Annotated in this window: 16 protein-coding genes and 1 tRNA gene; all 17 read right to left on the bottom strand. The window is 50.4% G+C overall.

Annotated elements, in window-relative coordinates; translation table 11 throughout:
* A partial coding sequence (locus A4E54_RS03855; RefSeq protein ID WP_286724512.1) for an acyl-CoA dehydratase activase occupies positions 1 to 648 on the bottom strand: 648 nt, incomplete at its 3' end.
* Between the two features lie 4 nt (positions 649 to 652).
* On the bottom strand, positions 653 to 1,630 hold the full coding sequence (locus tag A4E54_RS03850; RefSeq protein ID WP_286724510.1) for a 2-hydroxyacyl-CoA dehydratase family protein: 978 nt from the start codon (positions 1,628 to 1,630) through the stop codon (positions 653 to 655).
* A gap of 17 nt (positions 1,631 to 1,647) precedes the next feature.
* Positions 1,648 to 2,448 carry a glutamate racemase gene (gene murI / locus A4E54_RS03845; protein ID WP_286724507.1) on the bottom strand — a complete coding sequence of 267 codons (801 nt, stop codon included), beginning with the start codon at positions 2,446 to 2,448 and terminating at the stop codon, positions 1,648 to 1,650.
* Between the two features lie 198 nt (positions 2,449 to 2,646).
* A complete protein-coding gene (locus tag A4E54_RS03840; protein WP_286724505.1) occupies positions 2,647 to 4,407 on the bottom strand; it encodes an N-acetylmuramoyl-L-alanine amidase in 1,761 nt (586 codons plus the stop codon).
* A 243-nt stretch (positions 4,408 to 4,650) separates the two neighbouring features.
* Entirely contained in the window at positions 4,651 to 6,018 is a 1,368-nt protein-coding gene (locus A4E54_RS03835; RefSeq protein WP_502687916.1) for an APC family permease, read from the bottom strand.
* Positions 6,011 to 6,364 (bottom strand): SCP2 sterol-binding domain-containing protein, encoded by a 354-nt coding sequence (locus A4E54_RS03830; protein ID WP_286724501.1) that lies wholly within the window; start codon positions 6,362 to 6,364, stop codon positions 6,011 to 6,013. Before A4E54_RS03830 ends, A4E54_RS03835 begins: the two co-directional genes overlap by 8 nt.
* Before the next feature lie 70 nt (positions 6,365 to 6,434).
* A complete protein-coding gene (locus tag A4E54_RS03825; protein ID WP_286724499.1) occupies positions 6,435 to 7,349 on the bottom strand; it encodes a DUF8754 domain-containing protein in 915 nt (304 codons plus the stop codon).
* Positions 7,350 to 7,421: 72 nt separating this feature from the next.
* Complete coding sequence (locus tag A4E54_RS03820) at positions 7,422 to 7,619, bottom strand: hypothetical protein (RefSeq protein WP_286724498.1); 198 nt, start codon at positions 7,617 to 7,619, stop codon at positions 7,422 to 7,424.
* A gap of 20 nt (positions 7,620 to 7,639) precedes the next feature.
* Positions 7,640 to 9,283 carry a DUF445 family protein gene (locus A4E54_RS03815; protein ID WP_286724496.1) on the bottom strand — a complete coding sequence of 548 codons (1,644 nt, stop codon included), beginning with the start codon at positions 9,281 to 9,283 and terminating at the stop codon, positions 7,640 to 7,642.
* A 146-nt stretch (positions 9,284 to 9,429) separates the two neighbouring features.
* On the bottom strand, positions 9,430 to 10,008 hold the full coding sequence (locus A4E54_RS03810) for a hypothetical protein (protein ID WP_286724495.1): 579 nt from the start codon (positions 10,006 to 10,008) through the stop codon (positions 9,430 to 9,432).
* Positions 10,009 to 10,201: 193 nt separating this feature from the next.
* Positions 10,202 to 10,660, bottom strand: coding sequence for a hypothetical protein (locus A4E54_RS03805; protein ID WP_286724494.1), 459 nt, complete (start codon positions 10,658 to 10,660; stop codon positions 10,202 to 10,204).
* A 158-nt stretch (positions 10,661 to 10,818) separates the two neighbouring features.
* Entirely contained in the window at positions 10,819 to 14,310 is a 3,492-nt protein-coding gene (locus A4E54_RS03800) for a PAS domain S-box protein (RefSeq protein WP_286724493.1), read from the bottom strand.
* Positions 14,311 to 14,535: 225 nt separating this feature from the next.
* Complete coding sequence (locus A4E54_RS03795) at positions 14,536 to 14,937, bottom strand: type II toxin-antitoxin system VapC family toxin (protein ID WP_286724492.1); 402 nt, start codon at positions 14,935 to 14,937, stop codon at positions 14,536 to 14,538.
* Positions 14,934 to 15,191 carry an AbrB/MazE/SpoVT family DNA-binding domain-containing protein gene (locus A4E54_RS03790; protein WP_286724490.1) on the bottom strand — a complete coding sequence of 86 codons (258 nt, stop codon included), beginning with the start codon at positions 15,189 to 15,191 and terminating at the stop codon, positions 14,934 to 14,936. The genes A4E54_RS03795 and A4E54_RS03790 overlap by 4 nt, the downstream gene beginning before the upstream one ends.
* Positions 15,192 to 15,511: 320 nt before the next feature.
* A tRNA-Arg gene (locus A4E54_RS03785) sits at positions 15,512 to 15,586 on the bottom strand.
* Between the two features lie 86 nt (positions 15,587 to 15,672).
* Positions 15,673 to 16,617 carry an L-lactate dehydrogenase gene (locus tag A4E54_RS03780; protein ID WP_286724514.1) on the bottom strand — a complete coding sequence of 315 codons (945 nt, stop codon included), beginning with the start codon at positions 16,615 to 16,617 and terminating at the stop codon, positions 15,673 to 15,675.
* 72 nt (positions 16,618 to 16,689) lie between these two features.
* Positions 16,690 to 18,196, bottom strand: a 1,507-nt coding sequence (locus A4E54_RS03775; RefSeq protein WP_286724488.1) for an efflux RND transporter permease subunit, incomplete at its 5' end; no start/stop codon positions are given.

Below are 18,196 nucleotides of genomic sequence, written 5' to 3'. Positions count from 1 at the left end.
GCGGGCCACCCCGCCGGTAAATACGACAGTGTCACTGGACAGTTTGGCCAGCATCGGATGAATTCGCTTAAATATACTGTAATTCACCCCGGCAGCCAGAGAGGATACGGGATGCCCCTCAACAATTTTATCAATAAGCTCACTTTCGCCAAAGATGGCGCAGGTGGAGGTCAATTCCACCGGGTCCCGGTAGTGACGGCTAAGTTCTTCCAGGCTGATATTCAACACCGCGGCCATGTTTTCCAGGTACCTCCCCGTGCTGGCGGCACACTTGTCATTGGTCAGAAAGTCCGCCAGACGCCCCCGGCGCACCAGGGCCACCTTGCTGTCCTGCCCGCCCAGGTCGAGCAGGGTAAAGCCGGCCAGCCCGGTCAAATGAACGGCGCCGTGGACGTGCGCTTTTACTTCCGGGATGATTCGGGCGTCACGCACATTTACGGCCTGGCGGCCGTACCCTGTCGCGGTAATCACCGCGCCTGCGACATCAAAACCGAGCGCGGCAAAGTCGACCGTTAGCCGGCCGCCGATTTTTCGCCCGTATTCCCGGTAAAAATTTACTGTTTCAAACTTCAGCAGGCGGGTTGTCCGGCCTTTTTCCATCAAAGCTATTTTCACGTTGCGGCTGCCCAGGTCCAGGCCAATATACATGCGATCACCTCAGCATATCTAAAAAAACATCCAGGCGCATCCGGGTGCGCGCGTCCAGGCGGTTGGGCTTGTCACCCTCCAGGGTCAGCAACGGCAGGTCAAGCTTTTGCCTGATAATCAGGTCCTCTATCTGGCGGAAACAAAAGCTCTGGGCATAGTGGATGATTCCGTCCAGCTTGCGCCGGGCAATTTCCCGGCGGATGTCCGCCAGGCGGAAAAAGATGCCGTACGGGTAGGTATACTGCCGGTATTGCTCAACCAGGCCGGCCGTCGCGTAAGGCATGGTAAACTGCCGCTGGGTTTCGTTATAAACTACCCGCGCCCCGCGTTCTTCAAGATACTGGTATAAATCGCCCACTATCGGCGGCACACCAATGTAGCCCAGCCGCAATACTTTTTCCACCGGGGGCCGGGAGCGGACTTCTTCCAATAACATGTCCGCATCCGCTGCGAACTTATCCGGATCACCGTTAAAATCACTGCAACTGACCTGGTAGAGATGATTTTCCCACCCACTGACCCGGTTTTCCTGCCAGGTCAGCCGGTCCAGTTCCCATACCCTCTTCCGTACATGGTCCAGGCGTTCCTTGGCTTCTTCCACCTGCCGCCAGGAAACATCGAAGTAAAACATCATCTTTTCCATCTGCAGCCGCAAGAGGTCTGCGTCACGGTCGTAAGGGAAGGCAAAGGGCACGATCTCCACCCCGGCCAACTGCAGGGTTTCCATCAGGGCATGAGTGTTGCTGCAGTCACCCTGGGTAACCGCGATCACTGTTTGTATATCCCGCTGTTTCAACACCGTGCTGTAAATTCCCTTAATCCAGGCGCACAAGTTCCTGGGATATCCGGCCAGTTCGGCTTCCTCCACCAGCGCCTGAGGATTCTCCCCGGTGATAAAAAGATTATTCAGGTCCACCGGCGCCCATCCCGCGGCAAATATTATTTCCATTGGCACTGTCGTGGTAATGCCAACTTTAGGCACGGTTTATCATCATCCTTTCATAATACGACGCGGGCAACCGGACCTATGTCCTTTCCCATGAAAAGCCGCGCTTTCTCGCGAAAGTCTTCCGGATCGCCGCTAACGACGAAACGGTGCGTTGGGGTGGCGCCGCCCGCAGTCAACAATCCCAAACCGGTCATTTCTCTTGCCGCAGCCCGCACAGTCGCCCCGGCCGGGTCCACCAGCCGCACTTCAGGTCCCATCTCAGCGGCAATTAATCCCGCCAAAAAAGGGTAGTGAGTACAGCCAAGGATCAAAGTATCAATGCCTGTGCCACGCAATGGAGACAAGCTCTCCCGCACCGCGCCGGCGGCCTCGTTTGTATCTGTATCCCCTGCCTCAACCAGGGGGACGAGGAGCGGCGCAGCCCGGCTGATAACATCAACATTACCGTCAAGCGCTTTAAGCGTTTCTTCATAAGCTTTTGTTTTGATTGTAACCTCAGTGGCAATAACGCCAATCCTCCCGGTACGGGTAAGCCGCAGCGCTTCCGCGGCGCCGGGTTGGACCAGGCCCATCATCGGCAGAGGATAAAGCTTTTTTAAGACAGGCAACGACAGGGCCGAACTGGTGTTGCAGGCAAAAATAACATACTTGACCCTTTGCTCCGCTAAATAGGCCACGATCCTGCCGGCAAAATATATTAATTCCTCCACGCTGCGCGAACCATACGGCACATGAGCCGTATCGCCATAGTAAATGACTGATTCATCAGGGAGCATCCTGTTGACCTCCCTGAAGACCGTCAGGCCGCCGATTCCCGAGTCAAAAAGACCGATAGCTCCGCCGTTATCCAATATCTTCCCTCCTCACTTAACAGTTCCGCCCTTCTATTAAGTTTAAGAGGAGTTTCCTTAAATATGACAACTCTCTTATTACTATTCACTAGCTTGATGAAGGTTCCTCTTTTTTATCCAAAAAAAAACGAGCTGTGGTTAAGCTCGTAAAGATACTATTTGGCAGCTACTCAGGAGTCAGAATGAGAGAATGGCATCCTAAGCTGTCCTTTTCGCGGCAAAGTACAACCCGATTCCTCTGGCAATCGCTTCCGCTACTTTACTGCGAAAACTATCTGTACGCATTAACTTTTCTTCTGCCGAATTGGAGATAAAAGCTACTTCCGCCAGGATCGCCGGCATATTGGCAGTGCGTAACACCGCGAAATTGGCGCTTTTGATGCCGATGTCCCGCAGGCCGAGGGTTTTTACCAGTTCAGCCTGGACATAACGCGCCAGATTATTGCTTTCCTGAATCCTGGCCGCATCCTTGGAACTGCCGGCGCCGCTGTAAATATAGGTGCTGGTGCCTCCTATCGACTTATCGTTGTTGGCGTTCATATGAATACTGACAAAAACGTCAGACCTGGCGTTGTTCGCCTTGCCTGTGCGCTCATAGAGGTCGACATCCGTGTCTCCGGACCTGGCCATGACAACTTTGGCTCCGTTCGCCTCCAGGATTCTGGCGACCCGCTTGGCAATATCCAAATTTACTTCCTTTTCTTTGGTCCCACTCGCGCCCATGGCGCCGGGGTCGCTTCCCCCATGGCCCGGGTCAATGGTAATGATCTTGCCCCGGTAAGACCCGCTCACGTTGGGAATGTACATTTCAACCGTCAACGTCTTCTGATCAGTGGACAGTGAGACCTGGTACTGGGCACCGCTCTTTAACTCAAAAACCAGCCTGGTGACATCTGGGTTCTTTTGAAAATATCCCACCCGCACCTGACTAACGGATTTGGAATCAACTTTTATGTTTAGCGGCAGGTCACCGGGTGCGACCCCTTGCAAATCCACAACCAGCCTGTCCGGGTTACTCATAAAAAAGGAAGTGTAAGTAAACGGCGCGCTTGCTTTTAAAGTTGCGCTCGTTTTACCGCCGGAATCGCTGACATTCAGAGACAGCGCCTTAGCGGACTGGTTGTCCACTTTCCCGCTGCCGTCGGCCGGCGTTTTAGCGCCCGTGTCCTGATTAACCGGAGGCGACGCCTGTTCAGCCGACGCGGAACGAAGACTGACCAGCCAGCCGGCCACCCAGCCGGTTGAGCCGTCCGATAACTTAACACGATACCAGTCGCTCGACTGTTCCAGGACTGAAAGGGTATTCCCCTGGTTAACCTGTGCGATAACCCCGTTGCCGGTGCCTGGACCGTTGCGTATATTTACCGCGTTACCGGTAACCACGGCGGTTTTCCCGCTGCCGGAAGTCTCCGCGGAACGGGAAGGTTCAGGGGTGGTCGCGGCCGATTTAATACTAACCAGCCAGCCAGCGACCCAGCCGGTTGAGCCGCCCGGCAGCTTAACGCGGTACCAGTCACCCGACTGCTCCAGGACCGAAAGGATATCCCCCTGGTTAACTTGTGTAACAACCCCGTTGCCGGTGCCCGGACCACTGCGGATATTTACCGCGTTACCGTTAACCACGGCGGTTTTCCCGGAAATGTCAGGTTCATTCGCAGTCCCGGCCGATTCCAGTGCGACCAGCCAGCCGGCCACCCAGCCGGTTGAGCCGTTACTGATTTTCACCTGGTACCAGTCACCGGACTTACCCAGCACCGTAAGGCGCTCTGCCAGACCCACCTGTGTCAACACATTATTGTCTGTCCCCGGACCGGTGCGAATATTGGCGATATCGACCTTCACAACAGCAATTTCCCCGGCGGCCTCGGAGATATGCGGATATGACACACAGATGCCCATAAACAGCATCAGGACCAGTGAAACAAAAAAGACAAACGATAACCGGTTCTTTAAGTGCATTATCGACCCCCCCACGCCAATGGCGTTAATAGTTAATTAATTAAACTAAATTTCTACATTAATATCCCTAATTCCTCTTAATTGTACTTAATTTTCCAAAATAACTATGGACTGACGAAATAAAAACCACATAATGTTGAAGTTTGGATCTTTTTGAAACTTCAACGCTTATGTGGTTAGACTGTCTATTGCTTCAAATAGTTCCCTACTGAAGCGCAGATTATATTGCCACTTTCAGGAGTTTTAGTTCTCTTTAACGCCCCCGGTTGCCCGGGACGGGCGGCGTCTCGCCGCTGGCTTGCGGGCCTCATGGATCTTTTTTAAATACGGCACGGCGGTGTTCACGTAAAATAAGCTAACCAGAAAAGAAACAGTTAAACCGATAAGCGCCCACTTGTCTTCTCTCAGAACCTCCTCAGCCAGCAGCGCGAAGACTAAAACAGTCAAAACCGGGATGACCAACCCTCCCTTGATCCTGTATGGGCGGGGCTGGTCCGGCATTCTGCGGCGCAGGCTGATTACCGCCAGACCCGCCAGGACATATACAATGGACTCCATGGCCGCGGCCATTTCCACCAGGACCAGGTAGTTGTGAGTAAACAGGGTCACTCCCGCCACGGTCAGCGCGACGAAAAATAGAACAACTATAGACACCCACGGGGTGAAAAAGCGCATGCTTACCCGGCTGAATACCGCGGGAAGCACATGCTCCCGCGCGGAAGCGTACATGAAACGGGACACGCTGATCATACCGGCGTTAAAGGTGGTAACGGAGGCCGCCAGGCTGAGAACCACCATCCACGCCGCGCCGGGGCCGCCCAGGACGGCGCGGGCGAACAACATGTGTGGCGCGGCTGAGGCCGCCAGCGCTTCTTTCGGCACGACAGCGGTCATCGCCACGGTGAAAACAGCGTAGGCCACGCTCAGGATACCCAGCGCGATCATCATGCCCCTGGAAATTTGCTTTACTTTGGTAACCTCTTCGGCCAGGGGAGTGACCCACTCAAAGCCGACAAACAGGAACACCCCCAGCGCCACCGCGTTGATCAGGCCGGAAGCCCCGCCCGGCGCTAAAGGCGCGTTTAGTTGAAAGTTGACCTTGTGCAGGGCGATCAGACTGATCACCACCAGCGAAGCCAGCAGTCCGTAAGTGATTACATCCTGGAAAACCCCGGCTATTTTCAAGCCTCTGAGATTCATCACGGTAACCAGGGCGAGCAGCAATACGACCCAGCTATAAGGCGGCGCCGCCGGGAAAACCTCACTCAGCGTCCTGGAAAGAACATAGCTTTCCGCCCCGACCACGCCGACAATCACGATAGTCATATATATGATTGAAATCGTCAGCGACACCTGATCGTTGAAAGCACGGCTGAAATAAAGGCGGATGCCGTTGGCCGTGGGCAAAAGGCCGTTCAATTCGGAAAAACAGGCCGCGGCCAAAAAACAAAGAATCCCGCCGGTCAGGATGGCGATCCAGGCGGTATCTCCCAGTACATAACCAGCCACCTGCACGGCGGCGATAAATGTCGAGGTGGCCAGGGTCAGGCCGGCGCTGGTGGCAACCACTGTGCGCAGGGAGAGGACCCTCTTCAGTTGCAAGTTATTCACCCCAGATCATCAGGGAAATGAAATCAAGGCGAATGATATCGTCTTCATGGCCCATGATTCGCAAAGTACCGTTGTTGTAAGGCTCCGTTGGTGTGATATCGCCGTAAAAAATATCGGCCAGGGTTTCACTGTCGGAAATAACCGTCAGGTCAGGGTTTTCCGCCGCCCCCTCTTTTAATGAAACCACACCGTCCAATACAATCAATGTATGCAGAGATTCGATATCGGCGGCCTTGATCACCACCACCCGGTCCCAGTCCCTGTTCATGATTTTTAAACGTTCGTTACTATTGTAATTATCTTTAAACACTTTAAGACTTTCCGTTATCTCTGCGTGAGTCGCCAAAACTATATTAAACCTCCCCGGCGGCCATTTATAGCTAAAAAACCGTCCGTAATTTACCAGGTTCAAGAAGTTAAGCCAAGCTCAGAATACGCGGCTGAAAGTTCAGCCGGCGCAGCAGCTCCAGATAATCTTCCGTGGTAATTTGCTCCAGTGGTTTACCGAGAATAGCCACCATGGCGGCTTCTATAACGTTCGTGCCAAAGGAACGTCCTTCATATTCGGGGGTTGTGGTAACCAGGGCGCCTGCTCCCTTATCACGCAGGAATTCTATATCGTCGCGAGTGGTCGTGTTTGTCAAGATGGTTTGCCCGTTCATGCCCGCCGGCATAAACCGCCTAATCAAGTGAAAATCCCCGGCGATCACGTCCGCTTCGTAATAGTAACCGGCGAATTTTTGCACCTTGGCCTCGTCCTGGCTTTCCTGCTTTTTACCTGTGGGATAAAGCATCTGGAAAGGCATTTTAACCAGCTCAGGCAGGGTGCGGTTGGCGATATCTTCAAGCTCCGCCACCGTTTTGACCGGGTAAGGCATACCCATGGTGAAAATCAGGTCGCCGTAAGTCATATCGCAGCCCATGTCGTAAAGGGCTTCCGCCATGCCGAACCGGTCCAGCGAACTAACCATCAGGACCTTCATGCCCTTTCTGAGCAGACCGGTATTTTCGGTCAGGAAGCGCACCACTTCCCGCTCCAGGGTATTTTTTAAACCGCTTCCGTCCACCACCGGCGTCATTTTGACCGCTTCCACCAACTTAAGCCCGTCGTGAATGGCGTAGCGCTTTTGCCGGACATAAAGGTAAACGTCAATACCGCCCAGACCGATGGCGTCCACCTTTCCGTCAAGTTCCCGCAACACTTCCAGCGCCCGGTTAAAGTCACCGTCCGTACCCATCCGCGATATTTCAAACTGCTCCCCCAGAAGTTCCACCTGAACCTTGTGATCGCGTTTAGAAGAACCGAGACTGACACTGACCACTTTCTTCAATATTAACACCCCCCTATCGCACACCCCTGCAAATCACGACAATTATACCCTTACCATTGTATCCAAAAAAACCTAAAAAAACAAGCGCCGCATAGGCAAGCAGGGATGGTTCTGGGGAAGCAGGGGGAAACCAGTCACCGCGCCCGGATAAGAGCGTGCGAAACCGTTGCGCACTACCATACCGGCCTGGGGCAACCTGCTTGCTTCCCCCTCAAACTGCTGCCAGTCGGCGTAGAAATCCCTGACTACCCTGGCCCGCTGATTGTTCATCGGCACTCTTCTTAAAAATCCTATCTCACATAGCGTATCAGCCCGATAATAAACGCCAGGAGCGCCGCGATAAACCAGAAAGCGTCCGAGCGCAGGTTGGCCAGGCCGAAAAACACCCCCATCACCGCGCCGATCACCGCTCCGTAAATCTCTATTTTCTGGAGGCTGTTCATCGTCACCCGCTGGAACATGTCAACCAGTTCACGGGTAGAATAGCTTTCAATCCTTGTTTTGACGATAGTTTTTAAATCCAGTTCCTCAAGAAAAGATGGGATTTTATTCTTCAAGTACGCGGTAATCATGCCCGCCGACATCACTTCGACTTTTTCCAGCGTTTCCGGAGAAAAACGATCCCGCAGGCGGCCCACCGGGTATTTCGCAATCTCTTCCACCAGCGAACGGGCCGCCAGCCGCACAAAACGCATCGTCACAGGCCGGCGGAGCAGGTCAAGGCCATGACGCGACAGTGACGCTTCCACCTTTTCCGGAGTAACGCCGGCGTATCGCCCGCACAATTCGGCTACCGTATACCCGGCCATGGCGCGGTAACGGCCCAGCAGAAACTCGTTCGGCCAAGCTTGCGCGCCCGCCCCGGCCAGCCACCCGCCCAGGCGCGCGGCCAGCCAGTCACTTGCCTGCGCCAGTTGCCCGGGATCGAGCCCACCAGCCAGTTCACCAACCGGACGGTCCAGAATAGCGTCCGCCTGCTCCCGGATATACTGCTCCAGCCGCATCCTCATTTCCGGTGAGGAAAGAAACTCGCCCAGGCGGGGAAACATGTCATTGCGCACAAAGCTCTCCACTTCCGCCCGGTATTCGCTGAAAAATTGGAACAGGCCGATACTAACGCGCGCCAGCAAGCCTTTTCCTTTAAGTTGTTCCATGATGTCCAGGATTACAGCGGTCAAACGCTCCTGCACTTCTTCGTTGTCCCGCAGGCGCATGATCAGTTCCGGGAGCACCTGCGCCAGCCGGGCCGGCCACTCAGCCACTTTATCTTTCAGCGGTTGCGGCAAAACATCCCGCAGGGGCATAGTCTGCCCGCGGAGCGTGACGTGAGCTTGTTCAATCAAACGTGACGCCGCGTCTCTAAACTCCGGTCCGGACAGGTAAACTGCCGCATTCTCCAAAAAACGCCGCAAAGTCGCTTCAGCCCGCTCTTCCGGCCATAGTTCGCCCGCTTTCTTCTGCCACAGGCGTTTCAACTGGCGGTGCAAAAAGTCCCTGAGCCAGGCTTCTACGCCAGGGTCGGTTAGATATTTAACCGCCCATCGCGCCAGCGCCTCTTTCACCCGAATTTTCAATTCTTCTTTCAAACCGGCGGCCTGCGGGGGAAACATTGACTCCACGGAAGGATATTCATTGCCGGAAACCAACGCCACCAGGTCATGCATAGTGGATCGCACCCGGCGGTCCAGCGCCTGCTCCCGTACCAGATAGTCGAACAGGGCCTGCGGTGTGAGCAGGTCCCTTGATACCACATCACTGACCGCCTCGGCAATGCGTGTTTGCTGGGCGGGTATAACCCCTTGCCAAATCCTGACACGCCCGATCCGCCAGGGTTTGAGCGGCCGGAAAAACATAAAGACAGCCAGAGAAGCGCCCACCCAGCCATGCAGGGTGGACAGAATAATGTTTTTTAGCAGTACCAGCAGCGTGTCCACTAATAATTACCGCCTGAATGTCGTCAGTCCCAATTTTTTTTTGATTGTAACACTTAATTACAAAAAACGTCAATTCCTCATTCCCATTAGGATATGAACAGTAAAAAAGATTGCCGAAATAACAGCAACCCACCAGCTAAAGAAAACTAAAGATAAGAATCAACCTGGCTTTCAATAACCGATAATTCCCGCTCAGTAAGTTCACGCCCAAGCAAGGCGCTAAGCGCCTTAATCGACGCGCCGATAGCTATTCGCCTCACATCTTTTTCCGCCTCTTTCACCGGGGTCTTTGGGTTCGATGCAAATCTTGCGGACGGAAGTCCGGGGCTTATCCTATTTGCCATCTCATCCAACAATGCTTCGGGTTCCTTCACTCGTTCATCGTATCCGTATTGAGGATTAATCATTCCTTCCGATTGACGCTTATTATCGCTAATGATTTTCTCCCTATCTTGCCTCTTCTTTTTTATTTCTTCCCTTTTGGCGCAATGTTTTGCGTATTCCTTCGCTATTGTTTCTTCAACTTCAACCAACTCAGCCAGATGAGCTTCAAGAAAAATCGATTTCTCCGGCGCATGAATTTTGGAAATCTCAAGTAAATCATGCTGGTTCGCGATTAGAGCCTGAAGCGCCGGGAAAACTTTCACCGATAACTTTGCCAGTTCCTTATCGTACTCGTAACCGGAAGCTGTCAAGGTAAATTCTCTTTTCCCTTGTTTCGCCATTTTAACACATCCCTTGGTAAATTATGAAAATCCGAAATATGTAATTAATATTTTAATACAACTACTTGATAAAAGAAAGTTAAGCAATAAGCTCCCGGAATTATTAACCCTTCTGAAAAACAATAAATCAATGTTTCTAGAAGGGTTAACATAATTACAAGTGGGTCGCCGGCAACATTTTTATGTATATTTCTTATCTCTGTCTGGGTCCACCGCCATCAGGTTGTTTTCCCATGTTTTGAAGCATCCTGTCGGCTTGCTCCTGTGTCATCTTGCCATCCGCAACCGCCTGAGCTATATCTGCTTTCCTTTTCGCAAGCATCTTTTCGTCGAACTGTTCCATAGTCATACCATGTTCAGTAACAATTTGCTCAATTGTTTTACCTGACTGCATCTCTGATTTAATATTATCTGTCGTCATGTTCAATAGGCTTGCCGCGTCGTTGAGGTTATAACCCGGCCTTTCAGGACCTTCCCCGTTAAAGTAACTATTTGGCGGACCATTTGGGGGAGCATAACCGCCGCCGGCTTCTCTGTTTGCCTGAGATGGAACTTTGTCGGCCTGTTTTTGGTCAAAGCAACCTGATACAACCCCGGTAAGGATAACCATAACCAGCACAATAACTCCAAGACGCCATTTGTTTAACTTCAAAAAAACCACCTTCCTTCAATTTATTGACATAATGTGCCGTTAGCTCATATGATTTATGTTACCATTTCAATGTTTCCGTTCTGTGTCATTTCTTAGAAAAAACAAAAGCCCTACCTAATTACCGGTAGGGATAAAAGTCGCAAACAATTGTTATCTTTCTATAACAACTGGTTCTCCGATATCTCTACGAACTTCTGCACGATTCGCGGGTCGAATTGTGTGCCGGAACATCTTATTAGCTCAGCCATGGCTTCATCTTGATTCATAGCTTTTCTATAAGGGCGATCGCTGGTCATTGCGTCATAAGCATCGACGATGGCAAGTATCCTGCACTCCAAGGGAATTTCCTCTCCACGCAGACCTAATGGGTAGCCGCAACCGTTCACCCATTCATGATGTTTAAGAATCCAATCAGCAATAGGGATTAAATCAGGTACGCAATTAGCAATATTATAGCCTATTTCACAATGCTTATTAATTATAAGATGTTCCTCCTCATTCAACGGACCGGGTTTAAAAAGAATCATGTCTGGAATACCAATTTTGCCGAGATCGTGAAATAGAGCGAAAAGGCTCATATCATTAAGCCTGTAATCAGGTAACCCGCAGGCTGTGGCCAGGTGTACGACTAGTTTTTGCATGCGCTCCGCGTGTCCTTCAGTGGCAAAATCCCTGACCTCAAGCGTCTTTTTTAGTGTTTTGACGATGATACTGCGGGTGCTTTGACTATGGCTAAGCTTTTCTCTATACATGTTAAGGTCGGCTTCCGCAAAAAGTTCATTAGGGCTTTTTGTTTGGTTATCGCTAATTGCGAATCCTATTGAGAGACTCAAAGGCAGTTCAGGATTTGCAATATTATAATCGGCAATAATTTCCCGAATTCTATGACAGGCGCTTTCTACGGCGTGTCTGTCTGTACAAGGCAGCAACACTACAAATTCATCTCCACCGATACGCGCTATCATATCGCCTGAGCGAAAGCAACTTTTTATCAGGTTGGCTGTTGACACTAGTAAAGTATTGCCGGCCTCGTGTCCCATAGTGTCGTTAATTAGCTTTAATCCATCCACATCGCAGACAATAATGCCGAGCGGCGGCTGACGTCCCCCTTTTAATCGGTTTATTTCTTCATCGAAATATGTGCGGTTATAAAGACCGGTAAGGGAGTCGCGCATGCTTAGGTATTTTAGTTTTTCCTCCATCTGCTTACGTTCGGTAATATCCCGCGCAGTTTCAATGGCCCCCACTTGATTGCCTTCGCCGTCAAAAAGGGGAGCCGCCGTTATCCATATGTGAGCTCCTTTACCGTTAAATAATGATGGTATGTAAGTTTCGGCATGCAGTAAATTGTCTATTTTTTTAAAATAACTATACTTCGAAACATATTCTGATTTAATTTCAGGGTTATTGTCAAAAGTGAAATCAATCAACAGTGGCCGCGATTCTCCGTAAACCTTGATAGCGAAAGTATTATCTTCCTTACCGAGAACTTCCTCTTTGCTGATTCCCGTAGCATCCTCAATAGCCCTGTTCCATGCGATTATTTTTTTCTCCTTGTCTATAACAAAGATTTGATCCGGGAGGAACTCAATAACGTCTATGAGCTGCTGGTGGGCGTCGCGCAGCTTCTCTTCAGCCAGCTTGCGCCCTGTTATATCCCGTAGGATCATGGTAGCGCCTATAAACTTGCCACACTCGTCTAAAAGAAGGTTTCCCGTGGTCTCAAGCCAAATATAATGACCGTCGGCATGTCTTAAGCGGTACTCCGCCTTGCCTGATGACGACGTTTTTATAGAAGTCTCGTAGGTAGCTATTACTCTGTCTAAATCATCAGGATGAACTAATTCAAAAGCGGATTTTCCCATTCTTTCATCAGGAGCATACCCTGTGATATTTTTAATCGACGGGCTTAGATACTCAAACTTACCGTTCTTGTCTATCTTGGTAATCGCATCGTGTAAATTTTCAATAATTAGGCGTAACTGTTCTTCCCTTTCTTTGAGAGCGTTTTCTGCCTGTTTCCGCAAAGTGATATCCGTTAGCATACCTAAGTCGCCTACGAAACGTCCATCGTGATCATATAAACGCGATGACGATACAATAACCCATAATTCCGTACCATCTTTGCGCCGGTATTTAGCCTCAGCATCTCGCTCAAATTTGTATCGGTATTCCTCACCCATAAGAGATTTTATTGATCGGCCGATCATCTCTTCATTAGTGTATCCAAACAATTCATTTAACTTTTTATTTGTAAAGGTTATTTTTTCGTTAGAATCTATAATCCAAATACCTTCGTTGGCAGTTTCAACTATTTGTTGGTAGCGCTCCTCTGTTATCTGTAACGCAGTAAAAAGTTTTTTTCGTTCAGCCTCAATTAATTCTCTTGCCCGTCTTCGCTCCGTAATATCCGTAGCTATTTCAAGACGGACCATTCGGCCATCTATCCACCTGATCGCCCGATCGCGGCATTCAACCCATTTCCCGTTACGCGTGTTCTGAAATTCCCAGACATATAAACCGGTGGGTTCACCTTCAGGCGTAAGCAATTTATTATTAGTGCAAAAATCACATGGACCGGATTGACCATTTTGAATAGTTTGCCAACAGATTTTTCCTTCAACAGCGCCTATTTGTTCCCGCGTGCATTGGTTGGTAAAAAGAATTTCGTGGGTCTCCATATCTATAACATAGACTCCTGTATCAAGGCTATCCAGTACTGTCAAGAATCTATCATGAGATTCTTTCAATGCTTTCTCTACACGCTTACGCTCAGTGATGTCGCGAACGACCGCTAATATTTTTGGTTCCCCCTGAAAAGTCAAAGGAGCAGTCATGACTTCTATATCTATAACCGTGCCATCAAACTGAATGAGCTTTTCTTCTCTCAAGGGTACTGTTTTCCCCTCTTCCAGTACCAACCTCCACTTCTCGCCGACAACTTCCCGGTAGTCCGGTTCAATTAAATCAATCGCCGGCATACCGATAGCTTCTTCAGGACTTTCCGCGCCTATAAGCTTTGCCGCCGCTTCGTTTAAAAATTCAAGCCTGTCTTTGCTATGGAGAAAAATTGCGTCGGGAGAAAGCTCAACAAGTTGCCGGTAGCGTTCTTCACTCTCACGTAAGGCTTCCTCTATCTGCTTTCGCTCAATAATTTCCTTTTGGAGATGTTCATTAGCCGCTCTTAGTTTTATTACCAGTTCCTCAAGGTGGTTACGGTACTGTCTGATTTCCTCTTCCTCACGCTTATGTTTAGTGATATCACGAATGGATTCGATAGCTCCGACCAGATTGCCATCGTTGTCGTAGAGTGGTGAAGCTTTCATCCAAAGGTAGGCGCCCTTTCCTTTATACACAGACTGTACGAATAATTCAGCGAATAATGTTTCACCCTTTCTTTCAATGAAATCAAATTTTTTTTCAATATCCTTGTTATCTGAAAATATAAAGTCGATCAACAAAGGAACCGGCTTACCATAAAAAGCCACACCGTATATATAATCACCCTTGCCGATTATATTTTCTTTAGGCATGCCTGTCATCTCTTCTATCGCCCGATTCCAGTATAATACCTTCTTATCACGGTTAATAACGAAGGTTGCGTCGGGGAGAAATTCAACGATATTTAAAATTTGCTGATAGGTGTCCATGATGTTCACCTCGGATGATATTGAAATGCTTTATAATACGACATTATTAATAATTATCCTTTGATAATTACTGGAAATGAGTATTTCTTAGCAGCTTTTAGCATCATACAGTAAAAAACCCTACCTTGATTATCAGTAGGGATTAAAGCACATTATTGTAATATTGGACGTCTTGGGTCATATTGGTTGAACAACTACCACATCGCCATCCAGTTGTCATCCTTTTTAGGTATCAGATAAATACGGATTCATACTAACTAAACCCTCAATATATTTGAAATGTTTTTTATTCAGTGTAAATAAGATTGCCTCGTTAACCAAGGCCGATGCAGCAATAAGGGCATCTAAGGGGTCCATGCCGTGTGAAGCGCGGTACCTTGCCAATAACTTACCTGCGATAGTTGCAACTTTCTTATCCACAGGTATGTGTTCAAAGGCTTCGAGTAAATTTTTAATTGCTTCATAACGTTTTTCAGATATTCTGTGCGCCGAAAGTAGTTCCATTACTGTGATTGTAGATACAAAACCCTCAAATACTCCGTTTTCGATATTCCTTAATTGTTCCCGTGCTTCAGGTAAGCCGTTTAAGTGATCAATGATAATATTAGTATCGAAAAATACTTTCATTGAGCATCCAACCTTCTTCCGGAATCCCTTCGGAGTTGTTCAACATAGTCTTTCATGTCATAGTCTAAATCTGATAACAGGCCGAATGTCTCATCAACGATCCCCTTTTTTATTTTAGCTGATTTTGTTTTTATAATGATTTTTCCTTCTTCAACATAACAGGAAAGAATATCACCTTCCTTTAGATTGAGGTTGTTTCTTACCTCTGCCGGTATTACTATTTGCCCCCTGGAAGACATTTTGACAGTGTACATTTCTTACTCCTTCTTACTGTTTTTATTTATCTTATTTTATCATACCAATCTTACGCTTTCAATAGGGTTTCCACATCCGAGGATCTTAGCGACGGCTTCCCAGCCCGCCCCTGGTGGGTGAATAGACTGTATCATTAATCAAATGCTCCCCGAAAACCACACCCGGCGCGGCTTGCTGGGATCGTTTTTGGTCTGCCTCTTGGTCTGTATAGTTATAGAAACCTAAAATAATTAAGGGTTCCTTGCGGAACCCCCATGTCCTAGCCTTATCGTTTTTTAATTAGAAAAGCCTTGATTTTCAAGGCTCTCAGGTGTTTTCATGGTGCGCCCGGCAGGAATCGAACCTGCGCTTCCGGCTCCGGAGGCCGGCGCTCTATCCCCTGAGCTACGGGCGCATAATCAACCTATAACAAAAGGTTACTATAATATTATATCTAAATAAAACTTTATTGCAAGGGGAGGATTTTTGAAGCATGTCTTGCTAAAGGTTTATTTGGTTGATAGCGGCCTTTAAAATACCCGCTGAACGCCGCAAAGCCTCTTCTTCCTCCCCGGCTAAAGGCAGTTTTAGCGGGCTGCCCCGCCCATGTGAGTTTACCACAGCCGGTAAGCTCAGACAACAGCCGCTGACACCGTAGATGCCGTCAATTAGTCCGGATATGGTCAGGATTGTGTTTTCATCGCGGATAATACTTTCGCAGATTCGTCTTACCGCCAGGCTGACGGCGTAGTACGTCGCTCCCTTTCTGGAAATAATCTCGTATCCCGCGTTTCGCACACTCGCGTCAACCTCCTGCCGGTTGACCGGCGGTATGCCCGCCAGCCCGCAGAAGCGATCCAGTCCTGTACCGGCAATGTAAGCCAGGCTCCAAAGCAGCACTTCACTGTCACCGTGCTCACCCACGACGTAGGCGTGGATGTTCCTGGGGGCGACGCCGCAGTGACGGCTCAGGTTGTGCCGGAAACGGGAGCTGTCCAGAACAGTCCCGGAACCGAAAACCCGCTCCGGGGGCAGCCCGGTAATTTTCAACGCGGCGTATGTCAACACATCAACAGGATTGCTTACAATCAAAAGTATGCCGTCGCCGCTTCCAAACCGCAGTTCAGGAAGGCTCCCCCGCAAAATGGCGTAATTCTTTTGCAGCAGGTCCAATCTGGTTTCCCCAGGTTTCTGGCTTGCCCCGGCGCAGTATATGATAATGCCGGCGTCCCGGCAATCCTCAAAAGTCCCGGCGTATATTGTCACCGGTTTGATAAAAGCCGCGGCGTGCGCCAGGTCCATGGCCTCGCCTTCGGCTTTGGCGGAATTAACATCCACCAGCACCAGTTCCGAGACGAGGCCGCTTATAGCCAGGGCATATGCTACCGAGGCCCCGACCGACCCAACTCCCACCACGGCAATCTTCCGGTTCGACTTGCTCTGAATCGCCAATCAGCTCCATTGTGTTTTCAGCTATTATTCCCCGCTGGAGCAAGCGGCATACCGGCCTGAAAATATTCAAGCCGGCGTAACATCTTTATTAGCGCGTCGCAAGGACCGGTTGACAATCTTGCCGCCCAGATCGTCAAAAAGCGTGTAGACGACCGGGATGAGCACCAGGGTGAGGAAAGTGGATACAAACAGCCCGCCGATAACCACTGTGGCCATGGGCGCCTGGGTCTCCGCCCCTTCCCCTATCCCCAGGGCCAGCGGCACCAGAGCGAAAAGGGTGGTAAGCGCCGTCATCAAGATCGGCCTCAGGCGCACCGGGCCGGCCTGGATAATCGCCTCGTCCCGGGCAAGCCCGCGCTTTTTCAGGGTGTTGATATAGTCCACCAGCACGATGGCGTTGTTTACCACAATCCCGGACATCATTATTACCCCGATAAAGGCGGAAACGCTGAAAGCCCGCCCGGTGAGCAGCAGGCTCAGGACAACGCCGGCCGCCGCCACGGGGATGGAAAACATGATGCAGAACGGGTAGAGCAGTGACTCAAACTGCCCGGCCATGACCATGTACACCAGCAGCAGGGCCAGGAGCAGCGCCATAACCAGGCTGGAGAAGGACTCCGCCATATCTTGCTGCTGGCCGCCATACTGGATAAAATACCCGGCCGGAAGCGGCAGTTGGGCCAATTTTGCCTGGATATCCTTCTGAATACTGCCCAGATCCCTGCCGGCATAATCGGAATAAACATACGCCACTCTGGATTGGGAGGCGCGGTTGATTACATTAGGCCCCTCGCCCTCCTCAAAGCGGGCCAACTGGGTAAGGGGCGCCTGCACCCCTCCCTGGGTGATAAAAAGGCTCTCCAGGGCACCGGTATTGGAACGCGCCTCCGGACTGAGCATAAGCCGCAGGTCCACAGCGGTTCCGCCGGCATCCACCGTGCTGACAACCTGGCCGTCACCCGCCACTTTTAATAATTGTGATACCTGGGCCGTGGTGAGACCGTACTGCGCCACCTTTTCCCGCTCGAAGACCAGGCGCAGCTCCGGCCGCCCCGCCTCCATGCTGTTGGAAACCTGGCGGGTGCCTTCCACACCCTTCACGATATCGCTAACCTGACCGGCCAGATTCTTTAAAACACCCAGGTCATCCCCCTTAATGGATATCTCGATGGCCCGCCCGCTGAAGGCGCGGCTCAAGATACTCATTCCGGAGCTGCTGGAAACCCGGATGGTGGCTCCCGGAATATTCCTGGATTTAGCCCGCAGCTCCTCCATTACCTGATCGGTGGACCGTTTGCGTTCTCCCTTGGGTTTCAGTCTAATGTTCATCGACCCGGACTCGGTTTGAGAGCCGCCAAACATCCCCCGCCCGCCGACCGAGGTCAGGACGGTATCAACTTCCGGAATTTGTTGGGTTACTTCTCCCAACCTGGCCATAACCGCCCCTGTATCCGCCAGGATTGTCCCAATGGGCATTTTCACGTCCACACTGATCTGGCCGGAATCCTGGGCCGGCATAAACTCCGTGCCGATCAGCGGTATCAGAAAGAGACTGCCGAGAGTAACGGCGGCC

Source organism: Pelotomaculum sp. PtaB.Bin117, from assembly GCF_002067195.1.
GTDB classification, from domain to species: Bacteria; Bacillota; Desulfotomaculia; order Desulfotomaculales; family Pelotomaculaceae; genus Pelotomaculum_D; species Pelotomaculum_D terephthalicicum.
This window is presented reverse-complemented; position numbering and strand designations above follow the sequence as displayed.